A 15,841-nucleotide genomic window follows, 5' to 3' on the forward strand; every position below is an offset into this window, starting at 1 on the left:
TTATAATTTGATGATACATTACAAAAAAGTATAATTTTGTACTACAACCTCAACAATTATGATTAACCCCTCAACAAGCGGCTGGATTAATAAATATTTTGCTAAGCTAAATGGCAAACTGCCTACAGATATTAGTACCCACGATTTTTATGAATTGATACGAAACACAGGCTTTGTATACGGTCATGTTTGGTGTGTAAATCATTTAAAAGAAACGGATAGCCAGGGATGGACGGCAGAGGAAACAACTAAAGCAGCATTACTAAATACACTTTATGAGGTTTTTAGAAAATACACCAAACAGGAAGATTCTAACGTTTTTATAGAGCAAGCAGTGCTATTTTATAAGCAAATGACTCCTGAGGGTTATGGTTTTTTGAAAAGAGTACTCCCAAAATCGTCGAGTAGTAACGTATTGGAAGGTATTATTGACCAAAGGGTACGTACTAACGATAATATTATTAGCCGTAATTTTTCGCACATACTTACTAATGCACTGCTTTTTATGGATGTAGTTGCATTTAGGCAATATCTTGTTAACAATGAGCTATCCTATACTTACCTTAAAAAATTAGAGGAAACTGTGGTTAGTTTAGCATCGTTAGCATTGAATAAAAAAGCAGAAAAAACGGAGTATGACGATTTACTGATAAAATTATTCGAATCGTCCGTACGATATACAAAACTAAACAAGGTAACTCCTGATAACTTAGAGAAATTAGAGTTAACTTATTTTGAATCGGAATTAGAACGTTATTATTTATTGGATATAGCGGGCATGGCAATATGGAGTGATGGGGCTATAGAAAAAAACGAAATTACATTTTTGTACAACCTAGCAGCACAGTTACACATACAGGAAGCCTACGTAGTAGAAAGTATTACTTACTTTGATACGTTTATAAAAACTAATAAAAATAGTATACCTTACTTTAAATACTCCAACCCTGTAAAGCATTTTTACGACCACGCCTCGCAAAATGTAATACGGTTGATTAAGAGGAATAAAAACCGATTGGGTAAAGAGTTATCCAATAACGGGGAGTTAATGGTATTGTTATCGCAATCTACTTTAAGGAGTTTGGATAGTACCGAGAAGAAAAAGGTAAAAAAACAGTTGTTAGAAATTTGTAAAACAGTACCGTCGTTAACTATTTTTTTGCTACCAGGTGGTAGTTTGCTATTGCCTTTACTTATTAAGTTTATACCGCAATTACTCCCTAAAGTGTTTAATGAAAATTTAAATGACGAATAATAAAAAACCTCATAGTTATATGAGGTTTTTTATTGGGTATTAAAATCGTAATCTGTCTACTTTATCCAATTCATGATTATCGCAAAAATTAACCGATAAATCTTTTACAATACCTGTATCCAATCCGTATACCCAGCCATGAATATGAAGTTGCTGTCCGTTTTTCCATGCCCCTTGTACTATGGATGTCTTGGCAAGGTCAAATACCTGCTCTTTTACATTTAACTCTACAAAAGCATCAAATCGGGCTGTTTCATCTACTATAGAGTCCAAGTAAGCCCTATGATGCCTGTAAACATCTTTAATGTGCCTTACCCAGTTATCTATAATACCTATAGATTGGTTACCCATAGCTGCCTTAACACCACCACAACCATAGTGCCCGCATACTATTACGTGCTTTACTTTTAGTACATTAACAGCATAATCCAACACGCTAAGCATGTTCATATCAGAGTGTACTACCATATTGGCAATATTACGGTGTACAAACACCTCACCAGGTTGGGCTCCAATAATTTCGTTGGCAGGTACACGGCTATCCGAGCACCCTATCCACAACAATGGTGGCTCCTGCCCTTGCGCTAATTTTTTAAAATATTCAGGGTCTTCTGCTAATTTAGTATCCGACCACGTCTTATTGTTCTCTATTATTTTTTTATAAAACTCTACACTCATACTATTTAGTTTTAGGGGGTGCTTTTAATAAATATCTTGTTTATCTTTTCTGTCTTTTCCATTATCGTCATTGTGCGTAACAAAAACGTTGTTCTTCTCAGCGTTTTGTAACTGATAGCTTGTTTTAAAGCCAATAAGTGTTACATTTATGTTTTCCTCTTTTGCCTTTACGGTAACAAATTCCTCAATAAGGTCAATAACATCATGTGCAATATATACGGTGTCCGATGCGTCTATAACTACGCTAGAGTTTTGCGGTAAGCTATTTAATGTTGTTTTTATGGCTGCTTTGTTTAAAAAAGAAACTTCTTGCGCCAAATCAACATGTATTACATCGCCCTCATGATACTCTTGTTTCCTAAAATTATAAGCTCTTTTTAGGTTCCCTCTTAGTATAAATATAATACTAATAATCATACCTAGTGCAACACCTTTTAGCAAATCGGTTAATACTACGGCTAACAATGTAGCAATAAACGGTATAAACTGGTACAACCCTTTTTGCCAAAAATGTATGAGTTTACTCGGTTTTGCTAACTTATACCCTACCACTAGTAATACTGCTGCTAGTGTAGCCAACGGTATTTTGTTAAGTACCACAGGAATTGCCAATACACAAATTAGTAATAATAAACCATGTATAATAGCCGACATTTTGGTTTGCGCTCCTGCACTAGCATTGGCGGACGAGCGCACAACAACCGACGTCATAGGTAAGCCTCCTAATAACGAGCTAATCATGTTACCAATACCTTGTGCCCTAAGCTCCCTGTTAGTATCAGTGTATCGTTTGTGCTCATCCATCCTATCGGATGCTTCAATACACAATAACGTTTCTATAGAGGCTACTACGGTAATTGTAATGGCAGTTATCCATACTTCTGTATTAGTAATTCCTGAAAAATCTGGGGTAACAATTATGCCTTTTAATTCTGCTAAAGATTCTGGTACAGGTAAGTTTACAAGGTGTTCGCTACCAATAGCAAAATCGCTGCCCGATAGTATAAAAACCTGATTTAGTGCTACTCCTGCTATTACGGCAACTAAAGCACCTGGTACTAATTTAAGGTTTCGTAAAAACGGAACTTTATCCCATACTATAAGTATGAATAACGATACAACGGTTATAATAACAGCCCCTAGTTGTAAATAATCTAAGGCACCGATTAATGAGGTAAATGTGTTACCGCCATCGGGCTCCAGAAAAGACTGGTCGCCTTCAAAATCACTATCATAGCCAACAGCATGAGGAATTTGTTTTAATATTATTATTACACCAATACCCGCTAACATCCCCTCTATTACATTGGTAGGGAAATAATTGGAAATACTACCTGCACGTATAAAACCAAGCAATAACTGGAAGGCTCCTGCTAGTAAAACCGTAAGTAGAAAAAGCTCGAAAGAGCCTAACGAAGCTATAGCTGTAAGTACTATAGCTGTAAGCCCAGCAGCAGGACCCGAAACACTAATGTGTGAATTGCTTAATGAGCCTACTACTATACCCCCTACTATACCCGCTATAATACCCGATAATGGCGGAGCACCTGATGCAAGGGCAATACCCAAACATAAGGGTAAGGCTACTAAAAATACTACAAGACCCGAAGGAAAATCTGCCTTTAAATGGGCAAAGAGATTAATCTTTTTTGTCATGACCGAAAAAATAATATGCTATAAATGTATTGTAAAACACACAATGATGTTTATAAATAATGCCCAAAGATGAGCTTAAAGGTACTACGCTATAGCAATTAGCTCGGGTGGTGTATAAAAAATAGCCCCAAAAACATTTTTGTGCTTTTGGAGCTCATTTATAGTTATTTTATCTAATTCTTTTATGGGTGGTAAAAAGCAGAACATAAAGGTATTTAAATCTGCTTCTATTTCCTGTAATTCATTATCTACTTCTTCCTCATTAAGGCTGTATGTTATAGATACGTCATTACCATCATCTAACAGACTGATAACTGTAGGTGCTGCTAAAAATGATAAAAACAGAATAATTACTATGCCAACCAATGCCTTCATTGGGGCGAATATAGCAATTATTATTTAATAATAAACGGGTTAATGATTATAAACCAAGGAGCCTATTAAATAGACTCTTCGCTCCAAGCTTTCATCATCCACATGGTTTTTTCTTGCTCAGTAATAAAGTCACTCATCATGGCATTAGTACCTTCATCATTTATTTTGTCAGCACCTTCAAGTATAACTCTTTCAATTTTAAGTATATCCGATAACGACGTCATTATTAACTGTACCGCTTCTTCATCTACAGATACGTTTTTACCTATTTTAAGCTCGTTATGTTTTAAATAATCTTCGTACGTATGTAGGGGTGTACTTCCTAGTGTTAATATACGCTCTGCAATCATGTCAATTTTTAACTGAGCGTCGTTATATAACTCTTCAAACTTTACGTGAAGATCAAAAAATCGTTTACCACGAATGTTCCAATGAATACCTCTTAAATTTTGATAATATACCTGAAAATTAGAGAGCAGCTTGTTTAGTTGATCAGCAATAAGTGCTGAGTCTTTTACTGGTAATCCTAAGATATTAGTTTCTGCTGCGTTTTTATTGTTTTTCATAAATATAAATTTTGTTTTTGTAAGTATTTTATAGCATAAATGTATAACAAATTTAACCATAATAAGAATAGGTATTATCAATAGATTTTATAATTTTATCATAAAAATTTATAGATGACCATTACTCAATTACAATATGTACTAGCTGTTGCCGAACATAAAAACTTTACGCTAGCAGCCGAGAAAAGTTTTGTTACACAACCTACTTTAAGTATGCAAATCCAAAAACTTGAAGAGGAGTTGGATGTACTAATTTTTGACCGTAGCAAAAAACCCATTCAGCTTACCGATGTTGGTGAACAAATTGTGGAGCAGGCAAAAAACATTGTTAATGAGTCGGGTAGAATTAAAGATATTGTAGAGCAACAAAAGGGTTATATAGGTGGCGATTTTAAAGTGGGTATTATACCTACTATTATGCCTACATTACTACCTATGTTTATGAATAACTTTATTAAAAAGTATCCTAAAGTAAATCTTATTATTGAGGAGCGCACTACTGAGGAAATTATACGGATGGTTAAAAGCGGACAGCTTGATGCTGCCATAGCTGCTACACCACTGAACGAAGATACCATTAAGGAGATAGTGTTATACTATGAGCCTTTTGTTGCTTATGTTCCTGAAAATATAGCTGCTTTTAATAAAAAGGAGTTTGATGTAAAAGATTTAGAAGCTAACCTTAATAGTGTACTACTATTACAGGATGGGCATTGTTTTAGGCATAATATACTTAATTTATGTAAAGCCAAAGGAATGGACGCAGATAGTCATTTTCAGATTGAGAGTGGTAGTTTTGAAACCTTGGTAAAGTTGGTTAATGAGGGGTTGGGGATGACACTGCTCCCCTATTTGCATACGCTTGATATGAATGAAAAATCGAAAGAGAAACTACGCTATTTTAAAGACCCTAAGCCATCACGTGAGGTAAGTTTAATTTACTCTAAAAAGGATTTAAAACTGCATATGATAGAAGCTTTACGAAATAGTATTACAGGTGTAATAAAGGGTGCAATTGCTTTTCAGGATGTAGCAATTACAAGCCCTTTAGAGCGAACTAAAAAAAGGGGATAAGGGGATAAATAGAAAAAGAAGCCCTTTAGGCTTCTTTTTATTATTGTTCAACATATGCCAGACAGGCTTTTAATTCAGGCTTTTCTGTGATAAAAGTTTGAAGCCAGTCTATCAGTTGTTCGATTTCATACGGCAGCAACGTTTTTACTGCTTTTTCAACTTCTTTACAAAACAATTTTTGGTCAAAACTTACACTTACCAGTATTTGTTTTGTATAGCTAATCATACTTCTAGGCATAATTCTTTTACAAATTATAAATTGGTTATTCGGTTATAAGAACGTTAGCAAATATACCAATTTTTTAAACACGATAGCACGAAAAATTCAACATTTAACGGTTGACTGTTTTCAATTTAATATTTTTTTAACAAGTAATTATAACTTTACTGCGCGTAACATTTCTCGTTTTCCAGGTGGTCCAGGTAATTTTTCGGTTGTAAAACCTGCCTCTTCCATAGCTTTTTTAATACTTGTTCGGCAAGCGTAAGTAACTAGTATTCCGCCACTTTTAAGTGCAGTAAACATTTTTTTAAAAATAGCAGTACTCCATAATTCAGGTTGGGCATGATACCCAAAAGCATCAAAATAAATTAGGTCGTAACTGTTAACACTAACTACATCTTCAAAGCGTTGTTGTTGTTTGCATAACGTAAATATAGCACTTACGTTAACTTCCTGCTCCCATTTACAATTGTGCAATTGCTCAAAAGCGGCACGTTCATGCTCAGCATTGAGTTCTGTAATGTAGTTAAGCTGTAAAATTTCGTTTTTAGGTATAGGATAAGCCTCTATTCCCGTATACTTTATTTGCTGATTGTTTTTTTTAGATTCTAAGTACGTTATAAAAGCATTGAGCCCCGTACCAAAACCTATCTCTAAAATAGCAACAGGCTCGCTTTCGGTTAAAGCGAGCCCATTTTTTATAAATACATGATATGCTTCTTGTATTGCACCAAACCTAGAGTGATAGGTTTCCTTAATTTCGGGTAAGTATATGGTAACCGAACCGTCGGAAGTGGTTATAATCTCTCTTTTCACTATTTAATGTACAATTTTTTAATTCGTGGTATTGGTCCACCGCATTTTTGTTCGTGGCACCGTACACAGGCAGAAATTGCGTCGTTAAAATGTGCTTTAGCGTTTACCGAATCTTTATAAATAAGTTCCTGAGCTTTTAAAAACGTAGCAGCCTGATCTTTAAAAAAGGCATCATTATCCGTTTCATCTGTCATTACAGATTCGTGTATTTTTAAAAAATGATTCGGAAAGTTGCCTATGGTATCACCATCAACAATACGTTGTTTCAACCGTTCGTTATCAACATACATTTGCTCCATTAAAAGTGCCATTTCAGACATTTCGTACATCTCAAATTCCTTTTGTGGAACGGTATCTATTACTTTAGCGGCGGTTGTTTGCTCAGTAGTGCTATCGTTGTTGTTACCACAGCTATATAATAGTACTACTACAGATGTTACCAATAATAAGGTTTTCTTCATTTATTTAGCAATTAAAACTCCATCTGCCATAAAGCCATAAGTAACTTCTGGTTCAGTAATTTGGTCTATTTCCTCTTGCGATTTCCCACCATCTTTAGCGTAATGCTTCAATTCAGCAACCGATATTTCGCTAACAAATGCTTTACCGTTTACTACGGCTTCTTGCTCGCCTGCATTTAAAGGTACAAAAAAGGCATAATCTTTAAATTTAACGAAAGATTCTTTTTCGTCATCCAGTTTCATAGACATCCAGCAACCTTTCTTTTGACACACTTCTTTTATAGACGATTTAAATTTAACATCTATCGTATCGCCAGGTTTAAGGCTCATATATTTTTTTAGCATTTCTGCTTTATCAAGTGCATTATCTGCTACTATTTCATCACCAAAATTCTCATATGTTGCTGTGTTATCTACTTCAGTAATTTCGGCTACAGTTTCAGCATCTTCAACCTTATTCTCTTTATTGCCTTGGCAACTCATCATTACTACAGCTACAGCTGTAAGCATTACTATTCTTTTCATGTTTAAATCTTTTTAATTTGTTGCAACAAATTTATGCAAAAAGTACAAATATAACGTCAGTTATGTAGGGGTATTGTAAACAATATATAATGTTTAGGGTAATACAGGCATCTTAAAATCGCGCTAAAAAAGCTCACAAAGCCGCTTTTTTTTGTAAATTTGCACGCAATATAAATTTTTCATCTCCACCACAAACCTAACCTTGTAATGAGCAATAACGCTAACGATAATATCATTATTAAAAAATCTGAAACCTCTAAAATTGACTCTGTAGATTTCGAGAATCTTAGTTTTGGAAACGTTTTTACCGATCATATGCTAATTTGCGATTATAAACAAGGGATTTGGGAAAAGCCTGTTATACAACCGTATGAGCCTTTTCTTATCGATCCGTCGGCGAAGGTTTTCCATTACGGGCAGGCTATTTTTGAGGGCATGAAAGCCTATAAAGATGGTAATGATGATGTATGGCTTTTTAGGCCTGACCAAAATTACGAGCGTTTTAATAAATCGGCAAAAAGACTTGCCATGCCCGAAGTGCCTGAAGCTGTTTTTATGGAGGGCATGAAAAAGTTGATTGAATTAGACAAACAGTGGGTTAAAAACGAGGTGGGAAGCTCGTTATACATACGTCCGTTTATGATTGCTACAGGACCTGGTGTTGTTGCTGCTCCTGCACAATTTTATCGTTTTATGATTATATTATCGCCTGCAAAAGCGTATTACTCTGGTGAAGTTAAAGTAATTGTTGCAGAGCATTATAGCAGAGCTGCTAATGGTGGTATTGGTGCTGCAAAAGCAGCAGGTAATTACTCGGCACAATTTTATCCTACCAAGTTAGCTAACGAAATGGGGTACCAACAAATTATCTGGACGGATGATGCTACGCACACTCGATTGGAAGAAGCGGGTACTATGAACGTATTTTTTAGAATAAACGATACGTTATATACTGCTCCTACTAGCGAGAGAATATTGGATGGTGTTACCAGAAAAAGCCTTATAGCCATTGCAGAACGCGAGAACATTAAAGTAGATGTACGCCCTATATTGGTTGAAGAACTTATTGCAGCAGCCGAAAACGGTACGCTACAAGAAATATTTGGTTCGGGTACTGCTGCCGTAGTCAACCCTATTGTAGGTTTTAGTTACAAAGAGAAGTATTACGAGCTACCAAAACAAGAAAACAGCTTGGCACTACAGCTTAAAGCAATGCTAAACAACATACAATACAAACTAGCTGAAGATACTTTTGGCTGGACAGTAAAAATATAATGTACATAACAGGTACGCATAAAAAAAGCGACAGTAATTTTATTACTGCCGCTTTTTTTATTACTCGTTTAGTATAGTTGCAAAATCAGGCTTAAAATAATTTGGTCCTTTCATTACTTTACCATCTTCACGGTATATGGGTTTACCATCAGCACCTAATTTGCTCATATTACTGCGTTGTATCTCATCAAATACAGCCTCTATTTTATGTTGCAGTCCATGCTCCAATATTGTGCCGCAAAGTATGTACAACATATCGCCAAGTGCATCGGCAATTTCAGTAATATCATCATTTTCTACCGCTTCTAAATACTCCTCATTTTCTTCTTTCATAAGGTTATAACGGAGCGTATTAACATTATCGGATAACGAGCCTTTTGGAACGTTGCTAACCCCTAGTCCAAAAGCATTGTGGAATGTTTTAACTGCTTCAAGTTGTTTTTTCATACATCTATATATTTAATGGCTTAAAAATACCCCAAAATAAAAGTTGTTGTTGTAATTTTGTAAAAAAGATATCAATATGTTTACAACAGGTCAGTTATGGTTTGCAGGTTTTTTTGTAGTTGTTTTTGTTGCTGCCATGATTTACGTATACCGTAAGGATATAAACTTGCATAAAAAATACTACAAAGGTGCCTACAAAGTATTACTTGCTTTTTTAGGCTTTATTGTACTTTTATTTTTCATTAAAATTTATTTAAAAGAGTAATCTTTTTTTACTATTTATAAAAAATCCCCATATATGGGGATTTTTTATAAATAGTAAAAACTGATATTTGCTTTCTAAATCTTAAAATACATAATTATCATGAAAACTTACAATTGTTTTGGTTACCACCACCCAAATCACACAGCTAATTTAGAAATTTCAATACCTAATGGTAATTACGATTACGAGCTTTGTAACGTATCTACCAATGGCTGGAACGGACTGGTAGTTAATTTGATGCTGAGAAACAACGACCCTGGACATGGGCTGCAAAATCCGAATATGGATTTTGAAACAGTACAAATTGATTTATCTAAAGTAGATAAGATAGGTGCTGAAAACGTAAATGATTTTGATTATACAAAACCTATTATTGTATTTACACACCATACTAAAGATACCAATGCCTACGCCAGTCATAATGAGTATTGCTATACAGAGCTTAAAAACAGAAACGTGCTAGATGCTTCGATATTAGAAGGTATATGCAATAGTGTTGCCGGACCTGCAAAATCGGGGTATGGCACGCTTAAAAAAATCTAAATGAGGTATATTGTTCATAACATAGTCGTGCTAATGCTTTTAGCATTTAGCACGGCTTTTTCTCAAAATTCCGACCAACTCCTTAAATTACAAGAAAAACTATATTCTGGCAATTACGAAGAATTCCAATCAGCATCAAAAAAAATAGATAGTACTTCGTTATCAACTCAAGATAAAGCATTATACTATTATTTAAATGCCAGAGCTTTAGAACTTAACAATGAGGAGGGAAAGGCGTACGAATACTTGAGAGCTTCTAGGAAACTATACCTGTCTATAGATAGTGTGAGCAAGGCAATGGATATTAACCTTGATATCGCCTACTTACTGCAAGCCCAAGAGGGGAATACAATACCATACAAGTTTTACATTGAAGAGTATCTTAGTTATGCAGAAAAAATACAGGATACGCTAAAAATGGTTAAAGGGTATGGTAATATGGCAATGTGCCATGCCGCTAACAACAACTACGATATTAGCATTGATTATTATAAAAAAGGACTGAACCTTTTGGATTATACGGATTTTAAAACCGTAAAATCTTCTTTTTATAATAATCTTGCCAACCTGTATAACGAAAAATTAAACCAGCCCGATGCTGGAATTTATTATCTTAAAAAAGACATAGAGATATTAAAAGAAATTAATGCACCTGCCGAAGATTACTTCCACAACTATGTAAACTTAGCATCGTCATATCGGCATAAAAAAGACTTTATTACTGCAAACAAATACTTGCGTTTAGCAGATAGTTTACCATTACAAAACTATGAGATAAAATCGAAGCTAATTATATACGATAATTTCCAAGAAAATTATGCCGAATTAAGTAATTATAAAGAAGCATACAAGTATTTGTTACTAACCCGAAAATATACCAATAGTATAAATACTACCGAGCAAAATATTGCAATAAACGACATACATACTAAATATAAAACAAAGGAAAAAGAGCTTGAAAACGAAATTTTGAAACAAGATGCCAAAACAAGTAAAATTTTCCTTTATATTATTGTTGGTGTGTTGGTGGTAGCACTTGTAATTGGTTTTCTTATTATTAAAAATGCACGTAGGAAAGAAAAAATTTCGCATCAAGAAAAACTTATTGAAAAACAAAAGCTGGAAAAAGCATTAAAAGATTATGAGTTAAGCACTATAGATGTAATGCTTGAAGGACAGGAGAAGGAACGACAACGTATTGCTAACGAACTTCATGATAATCTTGGCAGTATGCTGGCAACATTAAAAATAAACTTCGAGAATCTTAAATTGAGAAAAACTGAAGCTAAAGATGTTGAGGATAAACTTTATAAAAAAACTGACGACCTTATTGAGGAGGCATACCAAAAGGTACGACGCTTGGCACACGCTAAAAATGCAGGTGTATTTGCACGCGAGGGGCTTATACCTAACGTAAAAAAACTAACTGAAAAAATATCGATTCCTAAAAAAATAAAATTCGATTTTATTGCCTATGGTTTTGATGAAAGGCTTGATAATAGCTTAGAAATTGCTATATTTAGAATTGTTCAGGAACTGGCAACCAATATAATAAAGCACGCACAAGCTACAGAAGCATCGATACAATTAACACAGCATGATGATGTAATAAACATTATTATAGAAGATAACGGTGTTGGTTTTGATGCTGATAACGTAAATTCTGTAGACGGAATGGGTATTGCATCCATACGGAAAAAAACAGAGCAACTTGGTGGTAGTTTCACTATAGATTCTACTACTGGAAAAGGTACAACCATACTAATAGATTTACCGATATGATAAACCTTATAATAGCTGAAGACCATCAATCATTAATAGATGGGATTAAAGTATTTTTAGAATACGAAGAGGATATTTGTGTTGTAGGCGAAGCCAACGACGGCGAAAGGTTATTAGAGCTAGTGTACAGTAAAAAACCAGATGTAGTACTTACTGATATACGTATGCCTAAAATAGATGGCATTACCGCTACAAGACTCATAAAAAAAAGACTACCCTCGTGCCATGTGGTAGCTTTTAGTATGTTTGAGCAAGATGAAGCCGTATTGCAAATGGAAGAGGCAGGCGCATCGGGCTACGTAACTAAAAATGCAGCATTAACAACAGTAGCAACTGTTATTAGAGGCGTAATGAATGGCAAAACATTTTTTGACCCCTCTATAAAAAGGCAAGAGGATAAACAAACCAGTAAAAAAGCTACTTTAAGCAAAAGAGAAATTGAAATTATGAAACTGGTAGGACAAGGAAAAACATCGCAAGAAATTGCCGATTTGCTTTTTATTGGCAAAACCACAGTTGATACCCACCGAAAAAACATCCTGAAAAAATTGAATTTACAAGGCAAAAGCGAGTTGCTACGCTACGCTATGGAATGCAAATACGATTTTTAAACCACACTTATATAAGTAAAGAAAAATACCCACTAATGGGTATTTTTTAGCATCGGTAATCTACCGACTTTTGTAAAAGAAAGTTAAATGCTTACCGCTACTATGGCATCCATCCAGCCTAAAACAATTCTTCTTTCAATTATGTAGTTTCTTAGTTAATTTATTTTTGAGTAGTTGGTTTAGCTAAAAAATATCCCTTACAGGGATATTTTTTTTAGTATTAACTGTACAAAAAAATTCTATTGGCATGTAATTTGTAAGAAACCAGAGTTAAGGTGTTAAAATATTTAATACCTTTAAATTATTAATCAACAAAATATTTATTATGAAATCAGGATCTTTGTACCTATCGTTATTATTTGCTTTATCGCTCACACTAACCAACTGCTCTACACGTAAAGTGCAACGTGTTAACGAAAATATGGTAACTGACCTTAGCGGACGTTGGAATGAAACCGATTCGAGACTTACAGCCGAAGAAATTACCGCCGAACTTATGGAACATGCTTGGTACAGCACATACGCATCTGAAAATAGCGGAAAAAAGCCAGTGCTTATTGTGGGGATGATTACCAACAAATCGCATGAGCATATTGCTATAGAAACATTCTCTAAAGACATTGAAAAAGCAATTATTAACTCGGGTAGAATGAAACTAGTACAAGCAGGTAATATGCGCGAAGAAATAAGAGCAGAGCGTGCCGATCAGCAAAATTTCGCATCACAATCTACAATGAAAAAGTTTGGTCTGGAAAACGGAGCCGATTTTATGTTACAAGGTACAGTTAACTCTATTGTAGATCAATACTCTAAAGAGAAAACAGTATACTACCAAGTAGATTTGGAGCTTACCAACATACAAACAAATGAAAAAGTTTGGATAGGCGATAAAAAAATCAAAAAATATATTGGTAAAAAATTGTAAGTAAAGCCACACCTAAACATTTATGAAAGCACTTAAAAGCAAACGTACCGTTGCCAAAACGTTACTACTACTGTTGTTAATAGGCTTTCAATCCTGCGGCACCTACAACACCAAAACCTCAGAAATTGAAAGCGACCTCTTTAACGGCAATTTTGATAAAGCTATTGCTGGTATAGAGGGTAATAAATTCCTCAAGAAAAAGAGGAACAAGCTTTTATACCTAATGGAAAAGGGTAAAGTAGAGCACCTACGTGGTAATTATAAGGCTAGTAATGCCTTACTAGAGCAAGCGTATATAATGATTGAAGATAGGATTAAAACAAACGTTGGGCAAGGTGTTGCATCAAAGTTTACCAATCCTATGGCTTTGCCTTATAAAGGGGAAGATTTTGAAAAAGTTACCATTCATTATTACAAAGCACTCAATTATTTTATGATGGGTATGCCCAATGAGGCACTTGTAGAGGCAAAAAGGATAAATTTAAAGCTGTATCAGCTTAACGAAAAATACAAAGAGAATAAAAATAAGTATAGCGAAGATGCTTTTTCGCAAATACTACAAGGTATAATTTACGAATCGGTAGGCGATATAAACAATGCTTTTATTGCCTACCGTAATGCCGAAGTAATATATACCAAACAGGGCGGTAGTTTTTTTGGTGTACCTATGCCCGAGCAACTTAAAAAGGACTTGTTACGTACATCGCACCAAATGGGTTTTACACAGGAGTATAACGACTACCGTGCTAAATTTAAAATTCTGGTTGAGGATGCTCCACAAAAAACAAGTGCAACAGATTATCAAGCACAATCAAAAGGTGAAGCCGTTATTTTTTGGGAAAACGGTATTGGTCCCGCCAAAGACCAAATAATAATAACAGCATCCGCTAGCGGAGGGATATTTTACGGGAGTTATATGGATGGCGACATACTGGAAGAAATAATTATTCCCGTACCCGTAGGTTCTAACATTGGTAATATAAATGCCATAGCCATTCCTAAATATCACAATAGAGGTAGCTACTACGAAAAAGCTGAGATTTTAGCGGATGGTAAAGCGCAGGAACTTAATTTGGCACAGGATTTTTACCCCATAGCAAAACAATCTTTAAAAGATAGAATGCTACGCGAAACTGTAGACCTTATTACTCGCTTTGCAGCTAAAAAGGCTGCTAGTGCTGGGCTTGGCGAAATAGGCAAACAATTGCTTGGCGACACTGGTGGCGAACTTATACAACTGGGTGCCGATGTAGCAGGTGTTGCTACCGAGAAAGCAGATACAAGAAACTGGCAATCACTACCCGCTACAATATCGTACACGCGTGTGCCATTGCACGAAGGAGAAAACGAGTTTGTAATTCGTAAATATGGCGAAATGGGTATAGATACCGATACCATACGCATCCCTTACAAAAGAGGTTTACAAATTGTAAGCTATTTTGATATTGGTCGTACACAAGTAATACCAATAACAACCACAAACAAGGCACTTACCAAAAGTAATTCAAACAACAAGTTGCAGCAAAACAGTTTTGCATTGCAAAAAGGACAGACTAGCCAAAATAAATTAGCAGTGCCACCCACTACTAAAACCATAAAAATAAATGGAGCCATATTGGATAAATACAATACTTGGATGGATGGCGGCGATGGTATTTTTTACAAAGTAATACCAAATCAAGTAGATAAAGACGGTAGAAAGGTATATGCAAAAAAAATCATTTTCAAATCGTATAACGCGAGTACCAAAACAGTAACTTTTACTGTAACTGAAGTACCTTTTGAAGACAGTTTTACAGAGGTTGATAAAGACGAGTATTATAAAAATGCGTCAAACTCAAAAAATGCAAAACAATATTTTAAAATTACCGAAAGTGTAAAACCAGAGGAAGAAATTGAGATAGCTACGGTTTACCAAACCGACCCTGATTTTTATATAACACTATTTAATGTTGAATAATTATGAAAAAGATATTTATGCTATTTTTTCTGTTAGGAAGTATTGGAGTAGCGCAAGCCCAACAACAAACAGATAATGGCTGGCAAAAATGGGAACAGACCAATTGTTATAGTAAAATAGCTTTTAGGCTAAAATACGTGAGACAAAATGGGACGCAACACCATTGGCAAGTACAATTTAGAAACGAATACCCAGAGCTTGTATCGTTTAATTATCATGTAACCGATAAACTCCAAAAATATAATATTACAACGCATAGGAAAACACTTTATGCCAATAGAATGAGTGATGTAATAGATGTATACACCAAAGAAGAAGATATTTTTTTACTGGTCGATAAATTAAGCCTATCGCCCTATCCTAAAAACTTTTTAGAGTGCGACCATTAAAATAAAAGCCCGTAT

19 protein-coding genes are annotated in these 15,841 nt (G+C 34.9%); 10 read left to right on the plus strand and 9 right to left on the minus strand.

Annotated features, from left to right (window positions below; all coding sequences use genetic code 11):
* Positions 1–58: 58 nt before the first annotated feature.
* A complete protein-coding gene (locus tag K1I41_RS11400; protein ID WP_220640462.1) occupies positions 59–1,255 on the plus strand; it encodes an LETM1-related biofilm-associated protein in 1,197 nt (398 codons plus the stop codon).
* Between the two features lie 39 nt (positions 1,256–1,294).
* Here the strand turns inward: K1I41_RS11400 and can are convergent, their stop codons facing one another.
* The 4 genes from can to K1I41_RS11420 form a co-directional block, all read right to left on the minus strand.
* Positions 1,295–1,933, minus strand: a complete 639-nt coding sequence (can, locus tag K1I41_RS11405) for a carbonate dehydratase (protein WP_220640463.1) — start codon at positions 1,931–1,933, stop codon at positions 1,295–1,297.
* Between the two features lie 24 nt (positions 1,934–1,957).
* Positions 1,958–3,589: a SulP family inorganic anion transporter gene (locus K1I41_RS11410; RefSeq protein WP_220640464.1), complete on the minus strand. Its 1,632-nt coding sequence runs from the start codon at positions 3,587–3,589 to the stop codon at positions 1,958–1,960.
* 84 nt (positions 3,590–3,673) lie between these two features.
* Positions 3,674–3,964: a hypothetical protein gene (locus tag K1I41_RS11415; RefSeq protein ID WP_220640465.1), complete on the minus strand. Its 291-nt coding sequence runs from the start codon at positions 3,962–3,964 to the stop codon at positions 3,674–3,676.
* Between the two features lie 65 nt (positions 3,965–4,029).
* Positions 4,030–4,530: a Dps family protein gene (locus K1I41_RS11420; RefSeq protein ID WP_220640466.1), complete on the minus strand. Its 501-nt coding sequence runs from the start codon at positions 4,528–4,530 to the stop codon at positions 4,030–4,032.
* 114 nt (positions 4,531–4,644) lie between these two features.
* On the opposite strand from K1I41_RS11420, the gene K1I41_RS11425 reads away from it, so the two are divergent.
* The gene (locus K1I41_RS11425; RefSeq protein WP_220640467.1) at positions 4,645–5,604 is read left to right on the plus strand and encodes a LysR substrate-binding domain-containing protein; all 960 of its coding nucleotides are present in this window, start codon (positions 4,645–4,647) and stop codon (positions 5,602–5,604) included.
* 40 nt (positions 5,605–5,644) lie between these two features.
* On the opposite strand, the gene K1I41_RS11430 is transcribed toward K1I41_RS11425, so the two are convergent.
* The 4 genes from K1I41_RS11430 to K1I41_RS11445 all read right to left on the minus strand — a co-directional run bounded on the left by K1I41_RS11430 (position 5,645) and on the right by K1I41_RS11445 (position 7,629).
* A complete protein-coding gene (locus K1I41_RS11430) occupies positions 5,645–5,842 on the minus strand; it encodes a hypothetical protein (protein WP_220640468.1) in 198 nt (65 codons plus the stop codon).
* A 138-nt stretch (positions 5,843–5,980) separates the two neighbouring features.
* Positions 5,981–6,643, minus strand: a complete 663-nt coding sequence (mnmC2, locus tag K1I41_RS11435) for a tRNA (5-methylaminomethyl-2-thiouridine)(34)-methyltransferase MnmC2 (RefSeq protein ID WP_220640469.1) — start codon at positions 6,641–6,643, stop codon at positions 5,981–5,983.
* Complete coding sequence (locus tag K1I41_RS11440) at positions 6,643–7,104, minus strand: hypothetical protein (RefSeq protein ID WP_220640470.1); 462 nt, start codon at positions 7,102–7,104, stop codon at positions 6,643–6,645. Before K1I41_RS11440 ends, mnmC2 begins: the two co-directional genes overlap by 1 nt.
* Positions 7,105–7,629 (minus strand): DUF4920 domain-containing protein, encoded by a 525-nt coding sequence (locus K1I41_RS11445; RefSeq protein WP_220640471.1) that lies wholly within the window; start codon positions 7,627–7,629, stop codon positions 7,105–7,107.
* A gap of 207 nt (positions 7,630–7,836) precedes the next feature.
* On the opposite strand from K1I41_RS11445, the gene K1I41_RS11450 reads away from it, so the two are divergent.
* Positions 7,837–8,904 carry a branched-chain amino acid aminotransferase gene (locus tag K1I41_RS11450; protein ID WP_220640472.1) on the plus strand — a complete coding sequence of 356 codons (1,068 nt, stop codon included), beginning with the start codon at positions 7,837–7,839 and terminating at the stop codon, positions 8,902–8,904.
* Between the two features lie 60 nt (positions 8,905–8,964).
* Here K1I41_RS11450 and K1I41_RS11455 read toward each other — a convergent pair whose 3' ends face one another.
* Positions 8,965–9,351 (minus strand): pyrophosphohydrolase domain-containing protein, encoded by a 387-nt coding sequence (locus K1I41_RS11455; protein ID WP_220640473.1) that lies wholly within the window; start codon positions 9,349–9,351, stop codon positions 8,965–8,967.
* Positions 9,352–9,427: 76 nt separating this feature from the next.
* Here K1I41_RS11455 and K1I41_RS11460 point away from each other — a divergent pair, with 76 nt between their 5' ends.
* The 7 genes from K1I41_RS11460 (at position 9,428) to K1I41_RS11490 (ending at position 15,826) form a co-directional block, all read left to right on the plus strand.
* The gene (locus K1I41_RS11460; protein ID WP_220640474.1) at positions 9,428–9,616 is read left to right on the plus strand and encodes a hypothetical protein; all 189 of its coding nucleotides are present in this window, start codon (positions 9,428–9,430) and stop codon (positions 9,614–9,616) included.
* 99 nt (positions 9,617–9,715) lie between these two features.
* Positions 9,716–10,159: a hypothetical protein gene (locus K1I41_RS11465; protein WP_220640475.1), complete on the plus strand. Its 444-nt coding sequence runs from the start codon at positions 9,716–9,718 to the stop codon at positions 10,157–10,159.
* Between the two features lie 33 nt (positions 10,160–10,192).
* Positions 10,193–11,941 (plus strand): tetratricopeptide repeat-containing sensor histidine kinase, encoded by a 1,749-nt coding sequence (locus K1I41_RS11470; protein ID WP_220640476.1) that lies wholly within the window; start codon positions 10,193–10,195, stop codon positions 11,939–11,941.
* A complete protein-coding gene (locus tag K1I41_RS11475) occupies positions 11,938–12,552 on the plus strand; it encodes a response regulator transcription factor (RefSeq protein ID WP_220640477.1) in 615 nt (204 codons plus the stop codon). The genes K1I41_RS11470 and K1I41_RS11475 overlap by 4 nt, the downstream gene beginning before the upstream one ends.
* 325 nt (positions 12,553–12,877) lie before the next feature.
* On the plus strand, positions 12,878–13,477 hold the full coding sequence (locus K1I41_RS11480; RefSeq protein WP_220640478.1) for a penicillin-binding protein activator LpoB: 600 nt from the start codon (positions 12,878–12,880) through the stop codon (positions 13,475–13,477).
* A gap of 22 nt (positions 13,478–13,499) precedes the next feature.
* Complete coding sequence (locus K1I41_RS11485; RefSeq protein ID WP_220640479.1) at positions 13,500–15,437, plus strand: COG3014 family protein; 1,938 nt, start codon at positions 13,500–13,502, stop codon at positions 15,435–15,437.
* A gap of 2 nt (positions 15,438–15,439) precedes the next feature.
* Positions 15,440–15,826, plus strand: coding sequence for a hypothetical protein (locus K1I41_RS11490; RefSeq protein WP_220640480.1), 387 nt, complete (start codon positions 15,440–15,442; stop codon positions 15,824–15,826).
* The last annotated feature ends 15 nt before the right edge of the window (positions 15,827–15,841 follow it).

This window comes from Flavobacterium litorale (assembly GCF_019613795.1).
GTDB classification, from domain to species: domain Bacteria; phylum Bacteroidota; class Bacteroidia; order Flavobacteriales; family Flavobacteriaceae; genus Flavobacterium; species Flavobacterium litorale.

Coding starts and splice junctions, on each gene's coding strand:
- K1I41_RS11400 (WP_220640462.1), top strand. CDS start 59: ATGATTAACCCCTCAACAAGCGGCTGGATTAATAAATATTTTGCTAAG.
- can (WP_220640463.1), bottom strand. CDS start 1,933: ATGAGTGTAGAGTTTTATAAAAAAATAATAGAGAACAATAAGACGTGG.
- K1I41_RS11410 (WP_220640464.1), bottom strand. CDS start 3,589: ATGACAAAAAAGATTAATCTCTTTGCCCATTTAAAGGCAGATTTTCCT.
- K1I41_RS11415 (WP_220640465.1), bottom strand. CDS start 3,964: ATGAAGGCATTGGTTGGCATAGTAATTATTCTGTTTTTATCATTTTTA.
- K1I41_RS11420 (WP_220640466.1), bottom strand. CDS start 4,530: ATGAAAAACAATAAAAACGCAGCAGAAACTAATATCTTAGGATTACCA.
- K1I41_RS11425 (WP_220640467.1), top strand. CDS start 4,645: ATGACCATTACTCAATTACAATATGTACTAGCTGTTGCCGAACATAAA.
- K1I41_RS11430 (WP_220640468.1), bottom strand. CDS start 5,842: ATGCCTAGAAGTATGATTAGCTATACAAAACAAATACTGGTAAGTGTA.
- K1I41_RS11440 (WP_220640470.1), bottom strand. CDS start 7,104: ATGAAGAAAACCTTATTATTGGTAACATCTGTAGTAGTACTATTATAT.
- K1I41_RS11445 (WP_220640471.1), bottom strand. CDS start 7,629: ATGAAAAGAATAGTAATGCTTACAGCTGTAGCTGTAGTAATGATGAGT.
- K1I41_RS11450 (WP_220640472.1), top strand. CDS start 7,837: ATGAGCAATAACGCTAACGATAATATCATTATTAAAAAATCTGAAACC.
- K1I41_RS11455 (WP_220640473.1), bottom strand. CDS start 9,351: ATGAAAAAACAACTTGAAGCAGTTAAAACATTCCACAATGCTTTTGGA.
- K1I41_RS11460 (WP_220640474.1), top strand. CDS start 9,428: ATGTTTACAACAGGTCAGTTATGGTTTGCAGGTTTTTTTGTAGTTGTT.
- K1I41_RS11465 (WP_220640475.1), top strand. CDS start 9,716: ATGAAAACTTACAATTGTTTTGGTTACCACCACCCAAATCACACAGCT.
- K1I41_RS11470 (WP_220640476.1), top strand. CDS start 10,193: ATGCTTTTAGCATTTAGCACGGCTTTTTCTCAAAATTCCGACCAACTC.
- K1I41_RS11475 (WP_220640477.1), top strand. CDS start 11,938: ATGATAAACCTTATAATAGCTGAAGACCATCAATCATTAATAGATGGG.
- K1I41_RS11480 (WP_220640478.1), top strand. CDS start 12,878: ATGAAATCAGGATCTTTGTACCTATCGTTATTATTTGCTTTATCGCTC.
- K1I41_RS11485 (WP_220640479.1), top strand. CDS start 13,500: ATGAAAGCACTTAAAAGCAAACGTACCGTTGCCAAAACGTTACTACTA.
- K1I41_RS11490 (WP_220640480.1), top strand. CDS start 15,440: ATGAAAAAGATATTTATGCTATTTTTTCTGTTAGGAAGTATTGGAGTA.